A 23496-nucleotide genomic window follows, 5' to 3' on the forward strand; every position below is an offset into this window, starting at 1 on the left:
GCGGCTCGGCATGGCCCTTCCCCGTGTGCTGGTCCTCGTGCTGGCCGGCGGCGCCGGCGGCCGGCTGGAGCTGCTCACCGAGCAGCGCGCCAAGCCCGCCGTCCCGTTCGCCGGCGTCTACCGGCTGGTCGACTTCCCGCTGAGCAACTGCGAGCACTCGCAGATCGCCGACGTGTGGGTGTCGATCCAGCAGCACCCGACCTCGCTGGCCGACCACCTGGCCAACGGCCGGCCGTGGGACCTCGACCGCACGACCGGCGGGCTGATGACGCTGCCGCCGTTCCAGGGCACCGAGCGCGGCGGGTGGAACACCGGCACCGCCAACTCGCTGTGGCGGCAGGCCGACCTCATCCGTCAGTACGGGGCCGACGCGCTCGTCGTCGTCAGCTCCGACGCCGTCTACAAGCTGGACTACCGGGAGGTCGCCGAGGCGCACCTGGGGTCGGGTGCGGAGGTGACGATGGTGACCACCGAGGTCGCCGCCGACGACGCCGCCCGCTACGGGATCGTCGAGGTCGACGGCGACCGGGTGAGCGGCTACGCCTACAAGCCCGACGAGCCGGCGACGACGACGGCCACCAACGAGGTGTTCGTCTTCAGCCCCGGGCCGACGCTGGACCGGCTGGAGCAGCTGCAGTCGGAGGTGGGCCAGGACGGGCTGGAGGACCTCGGCACCCACCTGTTGCCGGCGCAGACCCGTGACGGCCTGGCGCGGGCGTACCCGCTGCAGGGCTACTGGCGCGACGTCGGCACGGTCTCGTCGTACTGGGAGGCGCACCGCGACTTCCTGTCCGCCGAACCGCCGATCGACCTCGACGAGCCGGCCTGGCCGGTGCACACCCGCGGCGGCCGGCACAGCGCGGCCCGGGTGCTCGACGACGGCCAGATCGAGAACAGCCTGCTCTCCGGCGGCACCCGGGTCTCGGGCAACGTGCGCGGCTCGGTGCTCTCACCCGGCGTGGTCGTCGAGGCCGGCGCCACCGTCGTCGACTCGGTGCTGCTGCCCGGCGCTCGGGTGCGGTCCGGTGCCACGGTGACCCGCGCGGTGGTCGACGACGGCGTGGACGTCGGCCGCGGCTGCACGGTCGGGGGGGACGGCGACGTCGCGCTGCTCGGCCGCCGGGCGCAGCTCGCCGAGGGCACGGAGGTCGCGGCCGGGGCCCGCTACCCCGCGGACGACTGAGGAAGGGCTCCACCCACGCGGTAGCCCTCGCCGGTCGCGACGACGTCGAGGACCTCGCCGCGGGGGCGGCCGCACCGGCGCTCGCAGCCGGCCCAGTGCAGCCGCGCGACGTCCGGCACCGTCCCGGCGGCGACGGCCGCGGCCGCGTCGGCACGGACGTCGGCCAGCGACTTCGCGCACCCCGGTCGCCCCGTGCACGCGGTGACCCGCGTCCACGGGCTCCCGGCGTCGAACACGACGCCGGTCCGGTGCAGGTCGACGGCGGCGTCGTCCACGCGGTCCTCGGCGAGGTCGGGGACGACGACGCTGCGCCACGGCGTCAGCTGGACCTCCCCGCCCAGGCGGGCGAGGAGGTCGGCCTGCTCGGCGGTCAGCCGGCCCAGCGGGAGGACGCCGACGAGCGCCGTCCGCCCGTCCCGCTGGGTCACCGCGCCGACGGGACCCGTCGCGGGAGCCGGGGGCGGGGGGACGGCGGCCGCGCGCGGGCCAGGCAGACGGGCGGCCACCCGCGCCGGGCCGTCGGTCAGCTCGGCCAGCCGCCAGGCGGTGTCCCCCTGCGCGGCCCGCTCGGCGAGGAGGGCGCGCGTGGCGCCCAGCGCCAGGTCGACGGCGTCCCGGGGTGCCGCGCGCAGCCCGCTGTCGGACCCGGCGAGCGTCAGGGCCACCGTGCCCGGGTCGAGGGCGAGCAGGCCGACGTCCCCGCCGAGGCCGGTGACGTCGCCGCGGCCGTCGTCGAGGGTGGCGAGGAAGCGGCCGGGCAGCGCGGCGAGCGACGGGTCCGCGCGCAGCCCGGCGTCGAACGCGGCCACCCACGGCCGGACGTCGAGGTGCCCCCCGGCCCGACCGGTCAGCACGCTGGCCAGCACGTTGCGCACCCGCTCGTGGCTCTCGCTCGGCAGCAGGCCGGCGGCGGCCAGGCGGTCGCCGAGCGCCGCCGCCGCCCCGGTGGCCAGCCCGCGCAGCTGCAGGTTGCCCCGGCTGGTGAGCTCCAGTGCCCCGTCGCCCAGGTCGCGCGCGGCCCTGGCGAGCACCCGCAGCTGGCCGGCGGTGAGCAGGCCGCCGGGCACGCGCACCCGGGCCAGCTCCCCGTCGGCGGCGGAGTGGGTCTGCAGGGCACCGGGACAGGCGTCGGCGCGCAGGCGTGCGGGGGAGGAGGTCATGGCACCCGCGAGGTTATGTCGCGGGTGCCACGACCCTCCTGGCGTCAGGCGTCGCGGCGGGCGCGGTCGAACGACATCCACACCTCGCGGCGCTCCTTGCGGGTCTGCACCTGGGCCATGGCGGCCACCCGGCGCCGCTGCTCGAAGGACGCGATGTGCTGCACGACGGCGACCTCGGCGTCGCGCATCGCCCGCTCGGCGGCGAACTCGGCCGGCGTCGACGGGTACTCGTCGGGGGAGACCGGCGAGACCTCGCCGTCGGCCGGCTCGCGCGCGTACGGGCTGTCGGCCGGCAGGTTGCCGCTCACCCGGCCGTAGGCGCCGAGGAACAGCAGCACCAGCCCGGCTACGACGGAGAAGCCGACGTTGCTCAGCCCGAAGGCCAGGACGTTGAGGTCGCTGTTGAGCACCGCCAGGTTGGCCAGTGCCGACACCAGGAACAGCACGCCGATGACGATCATCATCGTCGAGGCGGTGCGGGGGCTGCGGAAGGCGGAGACGACCAGCACGACCGCGGTGACGATCGAGATGGTCGACAGCAGGCCGTTGGAGGACAGGCCGAGGATCCGCTCGCCGTCGGTGGAGAAGAACGCCAGGCCGTTGGCGAACCCGAGGACGCCGAAGACGGCGATCACCCCGGCGACGACGAACGCGCCGGTGCGCTGGACGGCGTAGACGCGGCTGCCGCGCCCGGCCGTCCGGGGGGTGGGGATCTGCGGCGCGGGTGTCTCCGGTGCCGGGGCCGGTGGCTCCGGGGCGGGGTGCGCGTCCGCGGGCGGGGCGGCCGGCACTGTGCGGCCGGCCGTCCGGTGGCGGTGCAGGGACAGGGCCATGGCGGGCTCCTCGGGTCGGGTGGCGCTGGCACCGGTTGTTCCCAATTGAGTGGCGTCCGGATGCAGGTCGATCCGGACTTCCTCGTCCCACATGCGGCCGGGCGTGTCGTGATCTCGGGAAGACGTCTCCCGGCGACGCCGTTGTGCGGGCATGACCCAGCCGTTCGAGACCGACCTGCACTCGGAGTACCTGCGCGCCGACCTGTTCTTCTCGATGGGTCAGCCCGTCGAGGCCGCGCGTCTCCTCGAGCCGCTGGTCGAGGCCGAGCCCGGCAACCAGGCGGCGCTCGAGCTGCTGGCCCGCAGCTACTTCGGCTCGGCGCAGCTGCGCCGGGCGGAGGAGTCGCTGCTGCGGCTGGTCGAGCTCGCGCCGGCCAACGGGTGGGCCCGCCGCGCGCTGGCCCGCACGCTGGAGCGGCAGAGCCGCGCCGCGGAGGCGACGGTGCACCACCGCGTGGCCGACGCCCTCGGCGCGGAGTGACCGCCCTCGGCGCGGAGTGACCGCCCTCGGCGCGGAGTGACCGCCCTCGGCGCGGAGTGACCGCCCTCGGCGCGGAGTGACCGCCCTCGGCGCGGAGTAGTGCGGTCGGGAGTCGTGGTGTCCCCCGTGGACGGTGGTCGGCAGACGCCGCCCCTGCCCGGCCCGGGCCACCGACGTGCACCGGCTGACCTGCCGGTTCCCTGTGAGCCGGACGGCGGCCGCGGCACGGGCGGTAGCGTCTGACCGCGTGTTCGTCCTGCTGTCCACCAGCGACACCGACCTGCTCTCCGCCCGCGCCAGCGGCGCCGACTGGCGGCTGGGCAACCCCGTCCGGCTCGGCGACGACGGCACCGCCGCGCTGACCGAGGGCGCGCAGCTGGTCGTCGTCCGCATCCTCGGCGTACGGCGGCAGTACGAGGAGGTGCTCGCGCCGCTGCTGGCCGGGCCCGCGCCGGTCGTCGTCCTCGGCGGGGAGCAGGTCCCCGACGCCGAGCTGATGGAGCTGTCCACGGTGCCGATGGGCGTGGCCACCGAGGCGCACGGCTACCTGGCGCAGGGCGGCCCGGACAACCTCGTCCAGCTGCACCGGTTCCTCTCCGACACCGTGCTGCTCACCGGCGAGGGCTTCGACCCGCCGTCGGTCGCGCCGGACTGGGGGGTGCTGCAGCGGTCGTCGTCCGGCAGCGGCCCGCGCATCGCCGTCCTCTACTACCGGGCACACCACCTGGCCGGGAACACCGCCTTCGTCGAGTCGCTCTGCTCGGCGGTCGAGGACGCCGGCGGGCAGGCCCTGCCGGTGTTCGTGCAGCTCGCTGCGCAGCGTCCCGGACGACCTGCTCGACGTGCTGCGCACCGCCGACGCGCTCGTCGTCACCGTGCTCGCCGCCGGCGGCTCGCGCCCGGCCACCGCGCAGGCCGGCGGGGACGACGGCGCCTGGGACGTCGGCCAGCTCGCCGCGCTCGACGTGCCGGTGATCCAGGGGCTGTGCCTGACCCGCTCGCGGGCCGACTGGCTGGCCGACGACGACGGCCTCTCGCCGCTCGACGTGGGCAACCAGGTCGCGATCCCCGAGTTCGACGGCCGGCTGATCGGCGTGCCCTTCTCCTTCAAGGAGACCGACGCCGACGGCCTGACCCACTACGTCGCCGACCCCGAGCGGGCGGCCCGGGTGGCGGGGACGGCGGTGGCGCACGCGCGGCTGCGGTCGGTGGCGCCGCGGGACCGCCGGATCGTGCTCATGCTCAGCGCCTACCCGACCAAGCACGCGCGGATCGGCAACGCCGTCGGCCTGGACACCCCGGCCTCGGTGGTGCGGCTGCTGGCCGCCATGCAGGGCCAGGGCTACGACATCGGCCCGTTCGACGGGCCCGACGCGCTGCCCGGCGTGGCCGACCTCGACGGCGACGCGCTCGTCCACGCGCTCATCGCCGCCGGCGGGCAGGACGCCGACTGGCTGACCGAGGAGCAGCTCTCGGGCAACCCGGTGCGCATCCCGGCCGCCGACTACCGGCGGTTCTTCGACACGCTGCCGGCCGACCTGCGGGCGGCGATGGTGTCGCACTGGGGCGAGGCGCCGGGGTCGCTGTTCGTGGACGGCTCCGGGGACGAGCGGGCCATCGTGTTCGCCGCGCTGCGGGCCGGCAACGTCGTCGTGATGGTGCAGCCGCCGCGCGGCTTCGGGGAGAACCCGATCGCGATCTACCACGACCCCGACCTGCCGCCCTCGCACCACTACCTGGCCGCCTACTGGTGGCTGCGGTCGGTCTTCGGCGCGCACGCGCTGGTGCACGTGGGCAAGCACGGCAACCTGGAGTGGCTGCCGGGCAAGACGGTGGGTCTGTCGGCGTCCTGCGGGCCCGACGCCGCGATCGGCGACCTGCCGCTGGTCTACCCGTTCCTGGTCAACGACCCGGGCGAGGGCTCGCAGGCCAAGCGGCGGGCGCACGCGACGCTGGTCGACCACATGGTGCCGCCGATGGCCCGCGCCGACTCCTACGGCGACATCGCGCGGCTCGAGCAACTGCTCGACGAGCACGCGAACGTCGCGGCGATGGACCCGGCGAAGCTGCCGGCGGTGCGCGCGCAGATCTGGACGCTGCTGCAGGCGGCGAAGCTCGACCACGACCTGGGGCTGGCCGAGCGGCCGGAGGACGACCACTTCGACGAGATGATCCTGCACGTCGACGGGTGGCTCTGCGAGATCAAGGACTCGCAGATCCGCGACGGCCTGCACGTGCTGGGGACGCCGCCGTCGGGCGCCGACCGGGTCGACCTGGTGCTGGCGATGCTGCGCGCGCGGCAGATCTGGGGCGGGTCGGTGGCGCTGCCCGGGCTGCGGGAGGCGCTCGGGCTGACCGAGGACGGCACCGCGGGCCTCACGGCGACCGACGCCGTCGAGGCGCAGGCCCTCGCCCTGGTCTCGGGCATGGAGGACGCCGGGTGGACGATCGGCGCCGTCGGGCCCGTCGTCCGGGAGGTGCTCGGGTGCGAGGACGACGGCGTCGCGGCCGTGCTGCGGTTCGCCGTCGACGAGGTGGTGCCGCGGCTGGAGCGCACCACCGACGAGCTCGACGCCACGCTGCACGCCCTCGACGGCGGCTACGTGCCGGCCGGGCCGTCGGGCTCGCCGCTGCGCGGGCTGGTCAACGTGCTGCCGACCGGGCGGAACTTCTACTCGGTCGACCCGCGCGCCGTCCCCTCGCGGCTGGCGTGGGAGACCGGGCAGGCGATGGCCGACTCGCTGCTGGAGCGCCACCTCGCCGACACCGGGGAGTACCCGCCGTCGGTGGGCCTGTCGGTGTGGGGGACCTCGGCGATGCGGACGTCGGGCGACGACGTCGCCGAGGTGCTCGCGCTGCTCGGCGTCCGACCGGTGTGGGACGACGCCTCGCGGCGGGTGACCTCGCTGGAGCCGGTGCCGCTCGACGAGCTGGGCCGGCCGCGGATCGACGTCACCGTGCGGATCTCCGGGTTCTTCCGGGACGCGTTCCCGCACGTGGTGACCATGCTCGACGACGCGGTGACGCTGGTGGCCGGACTCGACTCGGAGTCCCCGGAGCAGAACTTCGTGCGGGCGCACGTCGAGGCCGACGTGGCCGGGCACGGCGACCGGCGGCGGGCGACCACCCGGGTGTTCGGCTCCAAGCCCGGCGCGTACGGGGCCGGCCTGCTGTCGCTGATCGACTCCCGCGACTGGCGCGGCGACGCCGACCTCGCCGAGGTGTACGCGGTGTGGGGCGGCTACGCCTACGGCCGCGACCTCGACGGCGTGCAGGCGCGGCCGGACATGGAGGCGGCCTACCGGCGGATCGCGGTGGCGGCGAAGAACGTCGACACCCGCGAGCACGACATCGCCGACTCCGACGACTACTTCCAGTACCACGGCGGGATGGTGGCGACCGTCCGCGCGCTGACCGGCTCGGCGCCGCGGGCCTACGTCGGCGACTCGACCCGGCCCGAGCAGGTGCGCACCCGGTCGCTCACCGAGGAGACCTCGCGGGTGTTCCGGGCGCGGGTGGTCAACCCCAAGTGGCTCTCGGCGATGCGCCGGCACGGCTACAAGGGCGCCTTCGAGCTGGCCGCCACCGTCGACTACCTGTTCGGCTACGACGCCACGACCGGTGTGGTGGCCGACTGGATGTACGAGAAGCTGACCGAGACCTACGTGCTCGACCCGGAGAACCGGGAGTTCATGGAGCGGTCCAACCCGTGGGCGCTGCACGGCATCGCCGAGCGGCTGCTGGAGGCGGTCGACCGGGGCATGTGGGCCGAGCCGGACCCCTCGCTGCTGGCCGGGCTGCGGCAGGCCTACCTCGACACCGAGGGCGACCTCGAGGGCGGGGAGACGCCGGCACAGCGGAGCGCGACGACCTGAGGACCCTCCTGCCCTGACCGCCTGCCCCACCGCCCGCGGGCCCGCGGCGGCCCCTGCAGCAGGACCGATCGACCGATTCGCGCGACCGACCACGGGGTAACCCCGGGACATGGGCATCCTGAACCGACTCCTCGGAACTGCTGAGAACACGGCTCGTCGGGGCGCCGCCGGAGGCCGCGCCGCTGCGGGGCGTGCATCGACCGGCCGCGGTATGGGCCGCACCACGGGCACCGGGCGTGGCACGGGCACCGGACGCGGCATGGGCCGCACCCGGATGTCGGCCGGCACGCCGACCCGGCGCATGGGCCGCGGCGCACCGACCACCGCTGCCTCCGGCGGGCTGGGCCGGCTGCTCGGGTCGCTGACCGGCCGCCGCTGATCGAGGGCCCCGCTGCAGGGGCCGCTAGGCCGTACCGGTGAGGGCGGCGGCGACCACGAGCACGACGGTCGCCGCCGTCTCCCCCATGGCACCCATCACGTCCCCGGTGACGCCGCCGAGGCGGTCCGTCGCGCGGGTCAGCACGGCCTCGGCCGCGAACAGCCCCGTGGCCGTGCCCGCGACCAGGACCGCCGCGGCGACCGGGCCGGCGAGCAGCCACGCCCCCGCCCCCGCCAGCACGGTGACGGCCGCCGACCAGCCCGCCAGCCACGGCCGGGACACCGTGCCCGCCACCGCGGCGCCGAGGGAGGACCCCTCCGCCGTCGCGACGCCGGGCAGCCCCGTGCGCGCCATCGCCAGCCGGGCCACGACCACCGCGGTCCCCAGCGCGAGCCAGCCGCCGTCGCGCTCGAGCAGGGCCGCCGCGGTCGCCGCCTGCAGCAGCAGGGTGAGCACCAGCGTCACGACCCCGAACGGACCGACGTCGCCCTGGTGCATCACCTGCAGCGCCCGCTCCCGGCTCCGCAGCGGGCCCAGCCCGTCGGCGGTGTCGGCCAGCCCGTCGAGGTGCAGCGCCCGGGTGAGCGCAGCCAGCACGGCCAGCGCCGCCACCGCACCGGCCAGCGGGGACACCAGGTGCGTGCCGAGCACCGCCGTCCCGGCCGCCACGCCGCCGAGCGCCAGCCCGACCAGCGGCGCCCACGGCAGCACCCCGCGGGTCGAGGCCGCCGCCGCGGACGGCACCCGCACCACGGTGAGCAGCGCGACCGACTCCAGCGGGCCGACCCACCACGCCACCCGGCGCCCGCTCACCGCAGCCGCTGCGGCAGGCCGGCGACCACGAACCACACCTCGTCGGCGGTGCCGGCCAGCCGCTGGTTGACCTCGCCGAGGGCGTCCCGGAACAGCCGTCCCGCCCGGGTCTCCGGCACGACGCCCAGCCCCACCTCGTCGCTCACCGCCACCACGTGGGCCGGTGTCATCGTCCAGGCGCCGACCAGGGCGTCGCAGCGGCCGGCCAGCCGGTCGAGCGCGCCGGTCTCGTCGGCCCACACGCCGGTCTCCTCCATCAGCGCCGCCACCCACGTGGTCACGCTGTCGACGAGCACGGTGCCGCGGCGCAGCAGGTCGCTCGGCGCCGTCGTCTCCAGCGTCGTCCACCCGGCCGGGCGCCGGGCGCGGTGGGCGGCCACCCGCTGCGCCCACTCCGCGTCGTCGGGCGCCGCCGTGGACGTGGCCAGGTAGACGACATCGTCGCGGTCGGCGACCAGCGACTCCGCGTGCGCCGACTTGCCCGACCGCGAGCCGCCGAGCACCAGCACCCGGCTCACGGTGCCGCCGGCCGGGGGAGGTCCAGGCGGGTGACCGAGCCGTTGTGCGGGGTCACCGCCGGGAGCCGGTCCGGGCCCAGCCCGGCGGCCACCGCCTGGACGGCCCGGATGGTGTCGCCGTGGGTGACCAGCCCGACGACGTCGGCCGGCGGCGTCACCTGCAGCTCGGCCAGGAGGTCCGCGACCCGGGCGTGCAGCTGGGCCAGGCTCTCGCCGCCCTCGGCCGCCCAGTGCGGATCGGTCCAGTCGACGACGTCCCACAGCTCGCGCGAGGGCCGGCCCTCGAGCACGCCGTAGCCCTGTTCGCGCAGCGCCGCGGTCGTGGTGAACGGCAGTCCGGTGGCGCGCGCGCAGTGCTCGGCGGTCTGCACGGCGCGGCGCAGGTCACTGGAGAGCAGCGCCCCCGGCCGCAGGACGGCCAGCTCGCGCGCGGCGGCGGCGGCCTGCTCGTGGCCCAGCCCGGTCAGCGGGACGTGCGCGGTCTGACCCTGCATCAGCCCGGCGGCGTTCCACTCGCTCTGGCCGTGCCGGACGAGCAGGAGGGTGAGCGGGCGGGCCATGGTGGTCGCCGAGCGTAGGGCAGCAGGGCGGGCCCCTCGGTCGCGGGACGGTCCCGCCGGAGCCGCGCGGCCGGGCTCGTACCGTCGGTGCGTGAGCATCCCCGTCCGTCCCGGCGCCGCCGCAGCCGCCCGGCCCACCGGCCCCGACCCGCTGGCCCCGCTGCTGGACCTCCCCGGCGTCCGCGAGGCCGCCGACGCCGCGCGCGCGGGCATCGACCGGCTGCTGGCGCACCGGCTCATGCGCAACCGGTCGGCCGAGGTGAGCACCGAGTCGGCGCTGCGGGGCGCACGCGCCTCGGCGGCCCTCGACGGGGTCGACGTCCCGCTGGCCGACCTGCGCGCCGGCTCCGTCGACGACCCCGTGGTGCAGGGCTCGCTGCGCGTCTCGGTCGGGCTCGGCTCGCTGGTCGAGACCTGGTCGCGGGCGCCCGGGCAGGTGCTCGCCCGGCTGCACGTGCTGGCCGCCGCCGACCTGGTCGACCGCGCCGACCTCGGCCGGCCGGCACCGCACGCCGGCCCGCGGCTGGGCGGGCTGTTCCAGGTGGTCACCGGCACCTCGACGGTGCCCGCGGTGCTCGTGGCCGGTCTCGTCCACGGCGAGCTCGCCGCCCTGGCGCCCTTCGGCACCGCCGACGGCGTGGTGGCCCGCGCCGCCGGCCGGCTCACCACGATCGGCCGCGGCCTGGACCCCAAAGCGGTGTCGGTGCCCGAGGTGGGCTTCATCGAGCTGGGCGCCGAGGAGTACCGCGCGCGCCTGGCCGGCTACGCCGCCGGGGGGCCCGAGGGCGTGGCCGCCTGGCTGGTGCACTGCTGCCGCGCCACAGAGCTCGGCGCCCGCGAGGGCCTGGCCGTCGCCGAGGCGATCCTGCGCGGCTGACTCCCCGGCTCCCGTCCTGCGGCACCACCCGGCCCGGGGGAGGGTGGACGGATGCGCTACCTCGACGTCGACGGGCTCGGCCCGGTCAGCCGGATCGGCCTGGGCACCTGGCAGTTCGGGTCCCCCGAGTGGGGCTACGGCGAGGGCTACGCCGCCGGCGCGGCGCGGGACATCGTGCGCCGGGCCCGCGACCTCGGGGTCACCCTGTTCGACACCGCCGAGGTCTACGGCTTCGGCCGCAGCGAACGGATCCTCGGCGAGGCCCTGGGCGACGAGCGCACGCAGGTCGTCGTCGCCTCGAAGCTGTTCCCCGTGGCGCCGTTCCCACCGATCGTCCGGCGCCGGCTGGAGGGCAGCGCGCGGCGGCTGGGCCTGGACCGCGTGCCGCTGTACCAGGTGCACCAGCCCAACCCCGTCGTCCCCGACACCGTGACGATGCCCGGGCTGCGCATGCTGCTCGACGAGGGCCGCATCGGGGCCGTCGGCGTCTCCAACTACTCGCTGGCGCGCTGGCAGGCGGCCGACGCCGCGCTGGGCCGGCCGGTGGTGAGCAACCAGGTGCAGTTCTCCCTCGCCCGTCCCGGGGCGCTGGCGGACCTGGTGCCCTTCGCCCAGCGGGAGGGGCGCGTGGTCGTCGCCTACAGCCCGCTGGCGCAGGGTCTGCTCGGCGGCCGGTACGACGTCGGCAACCGGCCCGGCGGCGTGCGCGCGGCCAACCCCCTGTTCGGCACGCAGAACCTGCGCCGCGTGCAGCCGCTGCTCGACGTTCTCCGCGAGGTCGCCGACGCGCACGGTGTCCGCCCCGGCACCATCGCCCTGGCCTGGCTGGTCTCCCTGCCGCAGGTCGTGGTCATCCCCGGCGCCTCGAGCGTGGAGCAGGTGGAGGCCAACGCCGCGGCCGGCGACGTCGACCTGCGCCCCGACGAGCAGGAGGCGCTCACCCGGGCGGCGCGGGCGTTCACGCCGGTCTCGGCGGCCCGCACGCTGGTCGACGGCGTCCGGGAGCGGCTCCCGATCTGACCGGTGGCCCTCCGGCTGGAGGTCCTCCCTCAGGCGCCGCGGCGGCGCCAGCGACCGGTGGCCGGGGACAGCGGCGCCACGGCGGCCGGGGCGGCGGCGAGCAGGCGCAGCGCCCGCCGCCGCGCGTACCAGGCCAGGCCCGCCACCGCCGCGCCCACGCCCATCGCCGCTCCGGTCACCACCGGGGCCGGCCGGCCGAAGCGCGACCGCATCGACACCGGCCGGGTGAACTCCAGCACCGGCCAGCCCCGCTCGGCGGCGGCCCGGCGCAGGGCCCGGTCGGGGTTCACCGCCGTGGGGTGCCCGACGGCCGTGAGCATCGGCAGGTCGGTGACCGAGTCGCTGTAGGCGTAGCAGTCGGCGAGGTCGTAGCCGCTCTCGACGGCCACCCGGCGCATCGCCTCGGCCTTGTTCTCCCCGTAGGCGTAGAAGTCGATCTCGCCGGTGTAGTGGCCGTCGGCGACCACCATCCGCGTGGCCACCACCCGGTCGGCCCCGAGCATCTCGCCGATCGGCTCGACCATCTCCGCGCCGCTGCTGGAGACGATGACGATCTCCCGCCCGGCCGCCCGGTGCTCCTCGATGAGGTCGGCGGCCTCGGCGTAGACCAGCGGGTCGACGATCTCGTGCAGGGTCTCCCGGACGATCTCGTGCACCGTCCCGACGTCCCAGCCGGTGGCCATCCGCGTGATCTGCGTCCGCATCCGCTCCATCTGCTGCGCGTCGGCGCCGGCGAGGGAGAAGGTGAACTGCGCGTAGGCGCCCTTGAGGACGGCACGGCGGTTGATCAGCCCGCCCGCGAAGAAGGGGCGGCCGAAGGCCAGGGTGCTGGATGTGGCGATGACCGTCTTGTCCAGGTCGAAGAACGCCGCGGCGCGGGTCACAGCTCACGACTGTAAGCGGACCCGCGGGGTGTGACCCCGGCCTCGGCGCCGTCCACACCCGTGCGGGTCATCCACAGATCCCGGCCGCGGCGCCGCGGCACGGTCCTCCTGCGCTGGGCTCGGCCGCGTGCCCGCCTCGCCGTCCCGCCGTGTGTCCCCCGCTCCGCGCGCGTCCTCGCGTCCGCTGGTCGTCAGCTCCGACGAGGACCTCCTCGACGACGTCCTCCGGGTCCTCGCCGCGGCCGGCACCGAGCCGCAGGTGGCCACCGGGGGGCCCGCGCTGCGCCGGGCCGCGCGGGAGGCCGCGGTCGTCCTGCTCGGCGCCGACGTGCTCACCAGCCCCGCGGTCCGCACGCTGCCCCGCCGTCCGGGCGTGGTGGTCGTCGCGGCGGACCCGCTGCCCGCGCCCGCCTGGGCGGCCGCGGTCGAGCTGGGCGCCGAGCGCGTCGCCGTCCTGCCCGGGGACGAGGCGTGGCTGGTCTCCCGCGCGGCCGACGCCGTCCGCTCGCCGGTCGAGCGCGGCCGGCTGGCCGTGGTCGGCGGCAGCTGCGGCGGCGCGGGGGCCAGCACGCTGGCCGCCGCGCTGGCCCTCACCGCGGCCGAGGACGCCGACGGCGTGCTGCTCGTCGACGCCGACGCGTGGGGCGGCGGGCTGGACCTGCTGCTGGGCGCCGAGGACGCCGAGGGGCTGCGCTGGCCGGCGCTGACCGGTGTCCGCGGCCGGGTGGCCGGCGACGCGCTGCTCGCCGCGCTGCCCGAGGTCGGCGGGGTGCGCGTGCTGGCCGCCTCGCGGGAGGACCCGGCAGCCGTGCCCGCCGAGGCGCTGACCGCCGTCGTGGACGCCGCCCGGGCGTGCGGGTGGCCGGTCGTCGTCGACCTGCCGCGCCCGGGGGGCGACGGCGGTGCCCTGGCCGAGGCGGCGCTCGCCGAGGCCGACCTGGGCGTGCTCGTCGTCCCCGCCCGGTTGCGCGCCGCCTCGGCCGCCCGGCTGCTGCTGTGCGGTCCGCCGGGTGGGCCCGCGCCGTGGTCGGCGGCCCGCGTGGTCGTGCGTCCCGTGCCCGGCGGGCTGTCGACCCAGGACGTGGCGGTCGTGGCCGGGCGCCCGGTGGCCGGGGAGCTGGGCCACGACCGCGGTGCGCTGACGCGGGGGGAGCGGGGCGAGCCGCCGGCCGTGGGACCGCGCAGCCCGCTCGGTGCGCTCGCCCGCCGGCTGCTGGGCGGGGTCGACCGGCCCGGGTGGGCGGCGTGAGCGCACTGCCGCTGGTCGAGCGCGTGCGCGCCCGCCTGGCGCTCGAACCGGGACCGCCCAGCCGCGCGACCGTCGCCGCCCTGGTCCGCGAGGAGGCCGGGCTGCTGGGGGACGCCGACGTCCTCGCCGCGGTGCGCGACGCGGTGCACGAGCTGGCCGGCGCCGGACCGCTGGAGCCGCTGCTGCGCGAGCCCGGGGTCACCGACGTCCTGGTCAACGGCCCCGCCGAGGTGTGGGTCGACCGCGGCGCGGGTCTGGAGCGCGCCGGGGTGCGCTTCCCCGACGAGGACGCCGTCCGCCGGCTCGCCGTGCGGCTGGCGGCCAGCGCCGGGCGCCGCCTCGACGACGCCGCGCCGTGGGTGGACGCCGGACTGCCCGACGGCACCCGCCTGCACGCCGTCCTCCCGCCGGTCGCCGGCGCCGGCACCTGCCTGTCGCTGCGCGTCCTGCGCCGCTGCTCCCTGGGCCTGGCCGACCTCGCCGGCCGCGGCACGCTGCCCGGCGCGGCGGAGGGCCTGCTGCGGGCGGTGCTGCGGGCCCGGCTGGCCTTCCTCGTCACCGGCGGCACCGGGTCGGGCAAGACCACCCTGCTGTCCGCGCTGCTCGGCGAGGTGCCCGACGCCGAGCGGATCGTGCTGTGCGAGGACGCTCCGGAGCTGACGCCGGCCCACCCGCACGTCGTCCGGCTGGTGACCCGCCCGCCCAACGTCGAGGGCGCCGGCCGGGTGACGCTGCGCGACCTCGTGCGCCAGGCGCTGCGGATGCGGCCGGACCGGCTCGTCGTCGGTGAGGTCCGCGGCGCCGAGGTGACCGACCTGCTCGCGGCGCTCAACACGGGGCACGACGGCGGGTGCGGCACCCTGCACGCCAACCGGCCCGGTGAGGTGCCGGCGCGGCTGGAGGCGCTCGGGGTGGCCGCCGGCCTCGACCGCAGGGCCGTGCACAGCCAGGCGGCAGCCGCCCTCGCGGTCGTCGTCCACCTGCGCCGTGCCCCGGCGGGCCGCCGGGTGGAGGAGATCGGAGTGGTCCGCCGCGACGGTGACCTGGTGGCCGTCGAACCGGGCTGGCGCGCCGACGGCGGGCCGTGCCCGGGGGAGCGGCGGCTGGCCGCGCTGCTGGACGGGACGGCGGGGTGAGCGGCGCACTGCTGCTCGTCGCGACGGCGACCCTGCTCTGGCCCGGCCGGTCGGCCCACCGCCGCCGGCGGCTGCGCCGGCTGACCCGGGGACAGGCGGCGCCCACGTCGCTCGTGACCGCCCTGCCGCCGCCGGCCTGGCCCGTGGCGGCCGCGGCGCTCGCCGCTGCCGGCGCCGCGGTGCTGAGCACGCCGCTGGTCGCCGTCCTGGCCGGCGTGCTGGGCGCCGGCGGCGTCCGCGCCCTCGTCCGGCAGCGGGAGCAGCGGCGGGACGACGCGCGGCTCGACTCCCTCGCCGAGGCCCTCGCCGCCCTGGCCGCCGAGCTGCGCAGCGGCCGCCCGCTCGAGGCCGCCACCGGGGCGGCGGTCGCCGTGTGCGCCGACGGGCGGAGCGGCGCGGCGCTCGCCCGGGCGCTGCGCGCCCCGGAGGCCGGTCCGCCGGAAGTCGGATCGGACCTCGACCGCGCCCTCGGGCGGATCGCGGCGGCGGTGCTGCTCAGCGCCCGCACCGGCTGTTCGCTGGCCGCGGTGGCCGGCGCGGTCGAGGACGACCTGCGCGCCCGCCGGCGGCAGCGCCTCGAGCTGCGCTCGGCGACCGCCGGTCCGCGCGCCAGCGCCGCGCTGCTGGCGGGGCTGCCGCTGCTGGCGCTGGCGATGGGCAGCGGCATCGGTGCGGACCCGTGGGCGGTGCTCACCACGACCGCTGCCGGGCAGGTGCTGCTCCTCCTCGGCGTCGCCCTGGAGGCCGCCGGGCTGGCGTGGTCGGCACGCCTGGTGCGGCGGGCACTGCGGTGAGGGGGACGCCGTGACACCGGTCCTGGCGGCCCTGCTGCTCGCCGCCGCGCTGGCCGTGTGGCCGCCGCCGGCCGCGCGACTGGCCGCGCGGGTGCGTGCGGTGACCCGGCCGCCCGTGGCGGTCCCCGTAGCTGGTCCCGTGGCGCCACGGGCGGCCGTCGAGGAGCCGCCCGGCGGGGTCCGGCGCCTCGTGCTGCCGGCGGCGGCCGGTCTGGCCACCGCCCTGCTGCTCGGCGGGCCGGCCGGCGCCGGGGCGGGCGTCGTCGCGGCCGTGCTGGCCGACCGGCTGCTGCGGCGGGCGGCGGTCCGGGACGACGCGGGTGCGGAGGTGGCGGCGGAGCTGCCGGTGGCCTGCGACCTGCTGGCGGTCTGCCTCGGTGCGGGCCTGCCGGTCGGCAGTGCGCTGGCCGCCGTCGCCCCCGCCCTGCCCGGCCCGCTGGGCGGGGCGCTGGCCGACGTCGCGGGCCGGCTTCGGCTGGGCGCGGCCGCGCGCGTGGCCTGGAGCGCGGCACCCGAGGAGCTGGCCGGGCTGGGGCGCGTGCTGGTCCGGGCGGGGGAGTCCGGCGCCGCGGCGGTGCCGGCGCTGCGCACCCTCGCCGGCGAGGCCCGCACGGCGGCCCGCAGCCGCACGGAGGCCGGGGTGCGCCGGGCGGGGGTGTGGGTGCTCGCCCCGCTGGGGGCGTGCTTCCTGCCGGCCTTCGTCTGTCTGGGCATCGCGCCGCTCGTGCTGGGCATCGCCGGCCAGGTCTTCGGGTGAGCACCACCCGCGGGCCGGCGCGGACGCCGGGGTCACCGGTCGCCCGGCCGGGTAGCCGGAGGGCATGGACCTGCTCGCCCTGCCCCGCGCCGCCACGGCGGCCTCCCTCGCTCTCGGCACGGCGCTGCGCGGGGCGCGGGTCTTCCACCCCCGAGGACACGCCTCCACCGCGACCGTCGTGACCGACGGCGGTGGCCGCTGGGGCGCCCGGGTGCTCGACCAGGCCGGCCGGCACGACGTCGTGGTCCGCGTCTCCCGCGCCGTCGGGCTGCCCGCGCCACTGCCGGACGTCGTCGGGCTCGCCATCCGGTTCCCCGGGCTGGGCCGCGACCACGGGCCGCTGGACGTGCTGGTCAACACCGCCGGCGGGCCGCCCGGTCTGCGCCACGTGTTCCTGCCGGAGCCGTTCGGCCGGACGTACTCCGCCGTGCTGCCTCACCGGACCGGCAGCGGGCGCGTGGTCGTGCTCGGGGCGCGCAGCGAGGGCACCGGAGCGGACTGGGAGCTGCTCGCGGCCTCGCTCGCCGGCCGCTGGACGCGGTGGGGACGGCTGACCCTCGGCCCGGCGCTGCCCGACGCGGAGGCGGAGACCCTCCGCTTCCTGCCCACCCTGGGCGCGGAGGACCTCCAGCCGGTCCCCCTCCTCCGCGCCGTGCGGGACCGGTCCTACCGGCAGAGCCAGGCGCTGCGCCGCTGAGGCGACCCGGCGCCTCGCCGCGGCGGGGCGCCGGCGAGGCGTCGGCAGCGCTGTCCGGCGCGGTGCCGGGGCGCCGTCCACAGGCGGACCGCCCGCCCACAGGTCGGCGCAGGCGCTGGAGCGGGCCGGCGGGCGCGGCGAGGGTCGGGGCGTGTCCCGCAGCGGCGGGGCGGACCCCGAGGAGGACCCGTGACCGTCAAGAACCCGCACACCCCCGAGCCCCCCGCCTCCGAGAGCGCCGCCTCCGAGAGCGCCGCCTCCGAGCGCGCCGCCTCCGAGCCCCCCGCCTCCGGGCGCGCCGCCCACGAGGTCGCCCACGAGGCCGCCGACGAGGCCGCCCTCCGGGGCGAGCCACCGGCCCCGCCGCAGGGGCTCGCCGGCCGCTGGGCGCGCGTCACCGCGCAGCCGGAGGCCGGGATGAGCACCGCCGAGTACGCCGTCGGCACGGTGGCGGCGTGCGCCTTCGCCGCGGTGCTCTACCGCGTGGTGACCGGCGGCTCGATCGTCAGCGCACTCGGTGACCTGGTCGAGTCCGCGCTCGGCGTCCTCTCCTGACCGTGCGTCGGCCGCAGCCGGGGAGCGTCCCGGCGGACCGGCGGGAGGCGGGCATGGTGACCGCCGAGACCGCCGTCGTCCTGCCCGTGCTGGTGCTGGTGCTGGCCGCCGTCGTGGCCGCCGTCGTGGTCGTCGGTGCGCAGCTGCGCTGCGTGGACGCCGCGCGGGAGGGGGCACGGGCGGCCGCCCGCGGGGAGGACCCGGCCGTGGTCCGCGCGGTCACCGCGCGTGCGGCGCCCGACGGCGCGGTGACCACGGTGTCGGTCGAGGGGGCCGAGGTCCGGGTGACGGTCAGCGCCGAGGTCGTCCCCGTCGGGCCGGTGCGCCTGGGCACCGGGGTCGGCGCGACCGCGGTCGCCCGCCTGGAGCCGGGCGTGGCCACCGGGGAGCCGGGGTGAGCGGCCGGGACCGGGAGCGCGGATCCGCCACGGTGTGGACCGTGGCGCTGGCCGGCGTCCTCGCCGCCGTCGGCCTGGCCGCGCTGCTCGTCGGAGCCGCGGTCGTCGCGCGGCACCGTGCGGGCTCCGCGGCCGACCTGGCCGCCCTGGCCGCCGCGTCCCGGGCGGTGGCCGGGGACCCCGCGGCCTGCACCGCCGCCGGCGAGGTGGCACGGGCCAACGGAGCCGCGCTCACCGCCTGCTCCGTGGAGGACGGCGCGGTGGTCACGGTGACCGCCGAGGTCGCCGTCCGGCTCGGCCCGCTGGGCACCCGTGGAGCAGTGGCGAGCGCCCGGGCGGGACCGGTGGAGGAGGCGGTCGCGGGGCCGGACCCGCCACCCAGCCCGTCCGCCGTGCCGACCTAGACTCCGCCCGGGGACGGGTCGAGGCCGGCCCGACGGAGGAGGGGAGCCGTGAGCCGGACGGTTCGCGGGCGTCTGGGGCGGCGCCGGTCCGGGCCCGAGCGGTCCGTGCCGCTGGCGATCCTGCTGAGCAAGCTGGATCTGGTCCAGGTGGTCGGCGTCTACTTCCTCCTCGTCCTGGGCTGGACCCTGGTGGTCTCGACGGTCCTGCTCGTCGACGACGGAGGCAGCTCCGGGTTCGTCGACGTCGTGCGCCGGGCGTTCCAGGCGATGTGGGGACCGGACTCGCTGTTCGGGGAACCGGGGCGCTCGCTCCTCTACTACGCCCTCGCGCTGCTCAACGCCCTGGTGAGCGTGCTGCTGCCGGTGTTCGTGCTCGGTGCCTTCGTGTTCAAGCTGTTCTCGCACGATCCGCTGCGGTGGCGGCAGCGGCCGACACTCGAGGTCCACCCGCCCGGGTACTTCGTACTGGCGGTGCGCTTCTACAACCGGCTGACCGTCGACCTCGCCGACGTGCGGGTGCGGGCGTGGCTGAAGTGGACCCCGCAGGACAGCCCCACCGTGCACCGCAACAAGCAGCTGGACCTGGTGCGCGGGGAGCACGGCACCGAGCACGTCTGGCCGATCGCCGGAGAGGGCGAGCCGACGACCTTCCGCGTCGTCCTGGGGCCGACCGACCGGCCGGGGCTGCCCGTCGGCCCGGAGACCATCGAGGTCCAGGGGCACCTGGTCCGACGCGACACGGCCCGGCTGCTGGTCATCGTGGAGGGCGTCATGACCTCGACGAACGAGCAGTTCCGGAGCAGGTGGGTCTATCCGTTGCGTGCCGCCGACGGCAAGCGCCCGAGCGACATCGACGAGGAGGGGATCTTCCAGGACATCGGGCCCGAGATCGGGGCGGACTCTGGCTGGGGCAACTTCCACGGGGTCCAGGACGTGTACGTCTTCGTCTACGGCTCGCTCATGCGCGACGCGGACCTCAGCGCTGCCGGCCTGGACCCCGGCGACGCGCGGACGGCCACCCTGCAGGGGTGGCGACGGCGGTGGAACGTCGCCAGCGACCCGGCGCACAAGCACCGGCGCTACCGCCATCTCACCCCGGGCCGGCCGGTGTTCACCGGACGGATCGTCAGCCTCGGCCTCGAGCGGGAGGACGGTGCGTCGGTCCGCGGTGTGGTCGTCCGCGTCGGGCCCAGGCAGTTGGCCGACTTCGACCTGCGGGAGCAGGACTACGACCGCACCGACGTCAGCGCGGCCGTCAGCTGGCCCGACCGAGACGAGCGTCGTCCACCGCGGGTGTTCACCTACGTGCCCAAGCCGGCGGCGGTCGCCGACTTCCGCCGCCGCCGGGGCACCGGCGAGCTGGTCATCGAGCAGAGCTACTTCGACTCGGTCCGCGACGCCGCCGCCCGGATCCAGGGCACCGCCGACGGCTTCGCCGGCGTGGCGGAGCTCGACGGAGCCTCCGTCGAGCCCCTGGACCGGGAGGACGGCGTCGCGCCGCCGGTCCAGCCCCAGTGACCGGCGACGTCGGTCAGGGACGTGCGACCACGGGGAACTGACTGCCGGATCCCGTGGGAGGAGGGCCTGCCGGACGTGGCCTGGGCTGCTGAGGGCACCAGGACACGGACCAGCAGGCTGCTGGTGGCCGCGCTGGTGCCGCCCTGACTCCACGCCGGCGTCTGCGCCCGGCCCGCGCCCTGGTCGAGGAGGGGTGGACCACCGCCCGCGCCGCGGCGGCCTCCGGCCCCGCCCGCCCACGGCCGAGCACCGGGCGGTCTCCCACGGGCAGGCCGGGGCGAAGCCGCCACGGTCGACCGCGGGCCGGGGCCGCACCGCTGCCTGCGGCGCGTCCCGCCGCTGCCTGCGGCGCGCGACCGCCGCAGGTCGAGCACGTCATGCGCCCGGGCCCACCGGCTCGGGCCGGTGGAGACCGCTGCTCGCCTCGGGTACCGGCGCCCACCGGCTGTGCGGTGCTGCACCGCTGCGGCCCTCGCCGTGCTCCGCCGGGCGGTGGCCGGGTGCCGTCCGGCGATCAGCCGCGCGACCCACCTGCCAGGGCAGGACACCCAGCACCGGCCGGCGGCGCTACCGGCCGGGTCCCGGTGCCGGTGAGAGGTGCTCGTGGACGGCCAGCCACCGCCCGGACGGCTCGCGGGCGAAGACGATCGTCTCCCGCTCCCGCAGCTCCTCCCGCCCCGCCCGGCTGGACACCGTGGTGCGCACCGCGTGGGTCAGCACGGCGGTGTCCCCGAGCACCTGCACGTGGGTGCCCGACGTCTCGCACCCGAGGACCCGGAAGTCGTCGTCGCGGACCCAGGAGGACCACTCCTGCCGGTACTCCTCGCGGGAGGTCAGCAGCCGGCCGGTGGTGTGGAACAGGAAGGTGGCGTCCTCGCGGAAGCAGCCGAGGTACTCCTCGAGGTCGTTGCGCCCGAAGGCCGCCACCAGCGCGGCGGCCGCGCGCCGGACCGCGCCGTCGGCGTCGGTGTGCCCGGTCATCGGCTCACCGGCTCCTCGGCCGCCGGCAGCGGACGGCGGCGGCCGGCGCGGTGCACGGAGGCGCGCGGGTCGTCGGTCACCGGGGGCACCTCCGACTCCCGGGCCGGGACCAGCCGCGGGCCGGCGGCACCGAAGACGTACCGGGGCTCGGGGACGGCGAACAGCAGGGCCAGGTAGACGACGGCCGCCACGCCGAGGGACATCGGCAGGCTGATGTCGACCCCGCCGGCCGCGTTGCGGAACGGGCCCTCGATCAGGGGCGGGTAGTTGGCGAACAGCAGACCGACGATCGCGGCCGGGATCCAGGCCACCATCCCGCGCCAGTTGACCCCGCCGCTGAACCAGTACCGCCCGCCGATCCGGCCCTGGTTGAAGACCTGCACGTCCTCGGGGGAGTAGGAGCCCCGGCGCACGAAGTAGCCGATCGTCATGATGACCATCCACGGCGTCGTGCAGATGACGATCGCGCCGATGAAGGCGTTGACGCTGGCCAGCAGGTCGAACACCAGCCGGCCCACGAGGATGAAGGCGAAGGCCAGCACCCCGATCGACAGCGACGCCTGCACCCGGTTGAGGCGGGGGAAGACCGAGGAGAAGTCCAGGCCCGTCCCGTAGAGGGAGGTCACGCCGGTCGACATGCCGCCGAGGAAGGCCACGACCATGAGCAGCACGGCGTACCACAGCGGCGAGGCCTGGATCAGCGCGAACACGTAGTCGGCCTCACCGGCGACGATCGTCGCCGTCCCCACCCCGAACAGGAACGGCACCAGCGTGGCCAGCTGACCGAGGAAGGTCGCCCCCATCAGCCGCGACGGGCGGGTGTCGGCCGGGATGTAGCGCGACCAGTCACCGAGGAAGGCGCCGAAGCTGACCGGGTTGCCCATGACGATCAGCGCGGAGAGCACGAACGTGGGCCAGAAGCCGCCCAGCGCGTAGGCCTGCGGACCCGGGTCGTAGGAGGGGTCGAACAGCGTGGCGTAGGCGACCAGCCCGAGCAGCATCAGAGCCGTGTTGGCCACCACCACGACCTTGTTGACCAGCAGCATCAGCTGGTAGCCGTAGATGACCACGACGATCACCAGGGCGCCGAGGACGGCGTAGATGACCCCGCGGAGCAGGTCGGAGTCGCCGGTGCCGAACAGCCGCGTGGAGGCGCCGACGAGGGCGTCGCCGCTGACCCACACCGAGATCGAGTAGAACGAGATCGCGGTCAGCAGCGACAGGAACGAACCCAGGACGCGGCCGCGGACGCCGAAGTGCGCGCCGGAGGAGACGGCGGTGTTCGTGCCCGTCCGCGGCCCGAACAGGCCCATGGGCATGAGGATCAGCGCCCCGACGACCACGCCGACGACGGTCGCGGCCACCGCCTGCACCAGGTCCAGCCCCAGCAGCACCGGGAAGGTGCCGAGGATGACGGTGGCGAAGGTGTTGGCGCCGCCGAACTGGATCCGGAAGAGGTCGAGGGGCCGCGACGTCCGCTCGGCGTCCGGGATGGTGTCGATCCCGTGCTGCTCCACCTCGGTGGCCCGCGGCCGCCGCTGCCCGGCCGCCACCCCGGCGACCTCCGCTCCGCTCACGTGCACCTCCCGCTGGGGCGGTGGACGGACCACCGCGGTGCGCAGAGGGTAGAGCCGGGTTGACTCACAGACAACCGCCGTTTCCCACCATGGGGGCAGCATGCTGGGATGCGACGGGCGGATCCGCACCCCGTCCTGCGACCGCCCACCCCGAGGAGCCCCGTGACCGGCCCTGCCCCGTCCCTCCGCGACGTCGTCGACCTCTCCCACCCCCTGGACGACGACACCCCGGTCTACCCCGGGGACCCGGTCGCCCGCTTCTCCCCCGCCGCCACCGTGGCGGCCGACGGCTACAACGTCCTGCACGTCCGCATGGGCTCGCAGACCGGCACGCACGTCGACGCCCCGTACCACTTCCTCGAGGACGGCTCCCGCGTCGACGAGCTGCCGCTCGAGCACTTCCTCGGCCCGGCCGTCGTCGCCGACGTCCGGGGCAAGCCCCCGCACGGCCGGATCGAGTGGGCGGACCTGGCGCCCTGCGCCCCCCTGCTGGGCCCCGGCCGCATCCTGCTGCTGCGCACCGGGTGGGACGAGCACTGGGGGACCGACGCCTACTTCGACCACCCGTACCTGACCGGGGACGCCGCCGCGCGCGTGGTGGCCGCGGGTGTGCGCACCGTCGGGCTCGACGCGCTGAGCCTCGACGAGACCGTCGTCGGCGGTGAGCCCGCCGACGGGTTCGCCGCCCACCTCGAGGTCCTCGGTGCCGGGGGCGTCATCGTCGAGAACCTGCGCGACCTGGGCGCGGTGCCCGACACCGACGCGGTGGTCAGCGTCCTGCCGCTGCGGCTGGCCGGGGCCGACGGGGCCCCGGTGCGGGCGGTGGCGTTCCGGGTGGCGCGCTGAG

23 protein-coding genes and 1 pseudogene are annotated in these 23496 nt (G+C 77.2%); 16 read left to right on the forward strand and 8 right to left on the reverse strand.

From position 1 onward, the window contains the following. Window positions 1-10: 10 nt before the first annotated feature. Window positions 11-1183, forward strand: a complete 1173-nt coding sequence (locus ACWIZO_RS09445) for a glucose-1-phosphate adenylyltransferase family protein (RefSeq protein ID WP_448642217.1) — start codon at window positions 11-13, stop codon at window positions 1181-1183. Here the strand turns inward: ACWIZO_RS09445 and cobG are convergent. Then, entirely contained in the window at window positions 1165-2343 is a 1179-nt protein-coding gene (gene cobG / locus ACWIZO_RS09450) for a precorrin-3B synthase (protein WP_448642218.1), read from the reverse strand. The two genes, ACWIZO_RS09445 and cobG, sit on opposite strands and share 19 nt — an antisense overlap. Before the next feature lie 44 nt (window positions 2344-2387). Beyond that, on the reverse strand, window positions 2388-3176 hold the full coding sequence (locus ACWIZO_RS09455; protein ID WP_448642219.1) for a DUF4383 domain-containing protein: 789 nt from the start codon (window positions 3174-3176) through the stop codon (window positions 2388-2390). A gap of 151 nt (window positions 3177-3327) precedes the next feature. Here ACWIZO_RS09455 and ACWIZO_RS09460 point away from each other — a divergent pair, with 151 nt between their 5' ends. The 3 genes and pseudogenes from ACWIZO_RS09460 to cobN all read left to right on the forward strand — a co-directional run bounded on the left by ACWIZO_RS09460 (window position 3328) and on the right by cobN (window position 7532). Beyond that, window positions 3328-3657, forward strand: coding sequence for a tetratricopeptide repeat protein (locus ACWIZO_RS09460; protein ID WP_446758495.1), 330 nt, complete (start codon window positions 3328-3330; stop codon window positions 3655-3657). 517 nt (window positions 3658-4174) lie between these two features. Continuing rightward, window positions 4175-4408: pseudogene (locus tag ACWIZO_RS09465) on the forward strand (cobaltochelatase subunit CobN); the annotation flags it as partial. A 91-nt stretch (window positions 4409-4499) separates the two neighbouring features. Next, a complete protein-coding gene (cobN, locus tag ACWIZO_RS09470; RefSeq protein ID WP_448642220.1) occupies window positions 4500-7532 on the forward strand; it encodes a cobaltochelatase subunit CobN in 3033 nt (1010 codons plus the stop codon). 403 nt (window positions 7533-7935) lie between these two features. On the opposite strand, the gene ACWIZO_RS09475 is transcribed toward cobN, so the two are convergent. From ACWIZO_RS09475 to ACWIZO_RS09485, 3 genes are read right to left on the reverse strand one after another with little or no spacing between them, the layout of a single operon-like run. Next, window positions 7936-8724 carry an adenosylcobinamide-GDP ribazoletransferase gene (locus tag ACWIZO_RS09475; RefSeq protein ID WP_448642221.1) on the reverse strand — a complete coding sequence of 263 codons (789 nt, stop codon included), beginning with the start codon at window positions 8722-8724 and terminating at the stop codon, window positions 7936-7938. Next, on the reverse strand, window positions 8721-9242 hold the full coding sequence (cobU, locus tag ACWIZO_RS09480) for a bifunctional adenosylcobinamide kinase/adenosylcobinamide-phosphate guanylyltransferase (RefSeq protein WP_448642222.1): 522 nt from the start codon (window positions 9240-9242) through the stop codon (window positions 8721-8723). The genes ACWIZO_RS09475 and cobU overlap by 4 nt, the downstream gene beginning before the upstream one ends. Next, window positions 9239-9802, reverse strand: coding sequence for a histidine phosphatase family protein (locus ACWIZO_RS09485; RefSeq protein ID WP_448642223.1), 564 nt, complete (start codon window positions 9800-9802; stop codon window positions 9239-9241). The genes cobU and ACWIZO_RS09485 overlap by 4 nt, the downstream gene beginning before the upstream one ends. 91 nt (window positions 9803-9893) lie before the next feature. On the opposite strand from ACWIZO_RS09485, the gene ACWIZO_RS09490 reads away from it, so the two are divergent. Further along, window positions 9894-10679 carry an oxidoreductase gene (locus ACWIZO_RS09490; protein WP_448642224.1) on the forward strand — a complete coding sequence of 262 codons (786 nt, stop codon included), beginning with the start codon at window positions 9894-9896 and terminating at the stop codon, window positions 10677-10679. Between the two features lie 51 nt (window positions 10680-10730). Next, the gene (locus ACWIZO_RS09495) at window positions 10731-11699 is read left to right on the forward strand and encodes an aldo/keto reductase (RefSeq protein WP_448642225.1); all 969 of its coding nucleotides are present in this window, start codon (window positions 10731-10733) and stop codon (window positions 11697-11699) included. A 29-nt stretch (window positions 11700-11728) separates the two neighbouring features. Here ACWIZO_RS09495 and ACWIZO_RS09500 read toward each other — a convergent pair whose 3' ends face one another. Next, entirely contained in the window at window positions 11729-12583 is an 855-nt protein-coding gene (locus tag ACWIZO_RS09500) for an HAD family hydrolase (RefSeq protein WP_448642226.1), read from the reverse strand. A 127-nt stretch (window positions 12584-12710) separates the two neighbouring features. Here ACWIZO_RS09500 and ssd point away from each other — a divergent pair, with 127 nt between their 5' ends. The 9 genes from ssd to ACWIZO_RS09545 all read left to right on the forward strand — a co-directional run bounded on the left by ssd (window position 12711) and on the right by ACWIZO_RS09545 (window position 20091). Further along, window positions 12711-13832: a septum site-determining protein Ssd gene (gene ssd / locus ACWIZO_RS09505; protein WP_448642227.1), complete on the forward strand. Its 1122-nt coding sequence runs from the start codon at window positions 12711-12713 to the stop codon at window positions 13830-13832. Then, window positions 13829-14968: a TadA family conjugal transfer-associated ATPase gene (locus tag ACWIZO_RS09510; RefSeq protein ID WP_448642228.1), complete on the forward strand. Its 1140-nt coding sequence runs from the start codon at window positions 13829-13831 to the stop codon at window positions 14966-14968. The genes ssd and ACWIZO_RS09510 overlap by 4 nt, the downstream gene beginning before the upstream one ends. Further along, on the forward strand, window positions 14965-15762 hold the full coding sequence (locus ACWIZO_RS09515; protein ID WP_448642229.1) for a type II secretion system F family protein: 798 nt from the start codon (window positions 14965-14967) through the stop codon (window positions 15760-15762). Before ACWIZO_RS09510 ends, ACWIZO_RS09515 begins: the two co-directional genes overlap by 4 nt. 10 nt (window positions 15763-15772) lie before the next feature. Continuing rightward, window positions 15773-16519 carry a type II secretion system F family protein gene (locus ACWIZO_RS09520; RefSeq protein ID WP_448642230.1) on the forward strand — a complete coding sequence of 249 codons (747 nt, stop codon included), beginning with the start codon at window positions 15773-15775 and terminating at the stop codon, window positions 16517-16519. A 64-nt stretch (window positions 16520-16583) separates the two neighbouring features. Then, window positions 16584-17216: a hypothetical protein gene (locus tag ACWIZO_RS09525; RefSeq protein ID WP_448642231.1), complete on the forward strand. Its 633-nt coding sequence runs from the start codon at window positions 16584-16586 to the stop codon at window positions 17214-17216. A gap of 189 nt (window positions 17217-17405) precedes the next feature. Continuing rightward, window positions 17406-17771 (forward strand): DUF4244 domain-containing protein, encoded by a 366-nt coding sequence (locus ACWIZO_RS09530; protein ID WP_448642232.1) that lies wholly within the window; start codon window positions 17406-17408, stop codon window positions 17769-17771. A gap of 53 nt (window positions 17772-17824) precedes the next feature. Further along, the gene (locus ACWIZO_RS09535; protein WP_448642233.1) at window positions 17825-18169 is read left to right on the forward strand and encodes a TadE family type IV pilus minor pilin; all 345 of its coding nucleotides are present in this window, start codon (window positions 17825-17827) and stop codon (window positions 18167-18169) included. Continuing rightward, window positions 18166-18573 carry an Rv3654c family TadE-like protein gene (locus ACWIZO_RS09540; RefSeq protein WP_448642234.1) on the forward strand — a complete coding sequence of 136 codons (408 nt, stop codon included), beginning with the start codon at window positions 18166-18168 and terminating at the stop codon, window positions 18571-18573. Before ACWIZO_RS09535 ends, ACWIZO_RS09540 begins: the two co-directional genes overlap by 4 nt. A gap of 48 nt (window positions 18574-18621) precedes the next feature. Then, a complete protein-coding gene (locus tag ACWIZO_RS09545; RefSeq protein ID WP_448642235.1) occupies window positions 18622-20091 on the forward strand; it encodes a gamma-glutamylcyclotransferase family protein in 1470 nt (489 codons plus the stop codon). A 567-nt stretch (window positions 20092-20658) separates the two neighbouring features. Here the strand turns inward: ACWIZO_RS09545 and ACWIZO_RS09550 are convergent. Further along, a complete protein-coding gene (locus ACWIZO_RS09550; RefSeq protein ID WP_448642236.1) occupies window positions 20659-21072 on the reverse strand; it encodes a YybH family protein in 414 nt (137 codons plus the stop codon). Beyond that, a complete protein-coding gene (locus tag ACWIZO_RS09555) occupies window positions 21069-22649 on the reverse strand; it encodes a purine-cytosine permease family protein (protein WP_448642237.1) in 1581 nt (526 codons plus the stop codon). The genes ACWIZO_RS09550 and ACWIZO_RS09555 overlap by 4 nt, the downstream gene beginning before the upstream one ends. A 162-nt stretch (window positions 22650-22811) precedes the next feature. On the opposite strand from ACWIZO_RS09555, the gene ACWIZO_RS09560 reads away from it, so the two are divergent. Further along, window positions 22812-23495, forward strand: a complete 684-nt coding sequence (locus ACWIZO_RS09560) for a cyclase family protein (protein WP_448642238.1) — start codon at window positions 22812-22814, stop codon at window positions 23493-23495. The last annotated feature ends 1 nt before the right edge of the window (window position 23496 follow it).

The organism is Geodermatophilus sp. URMC 63, assembly GCF_053502565.1.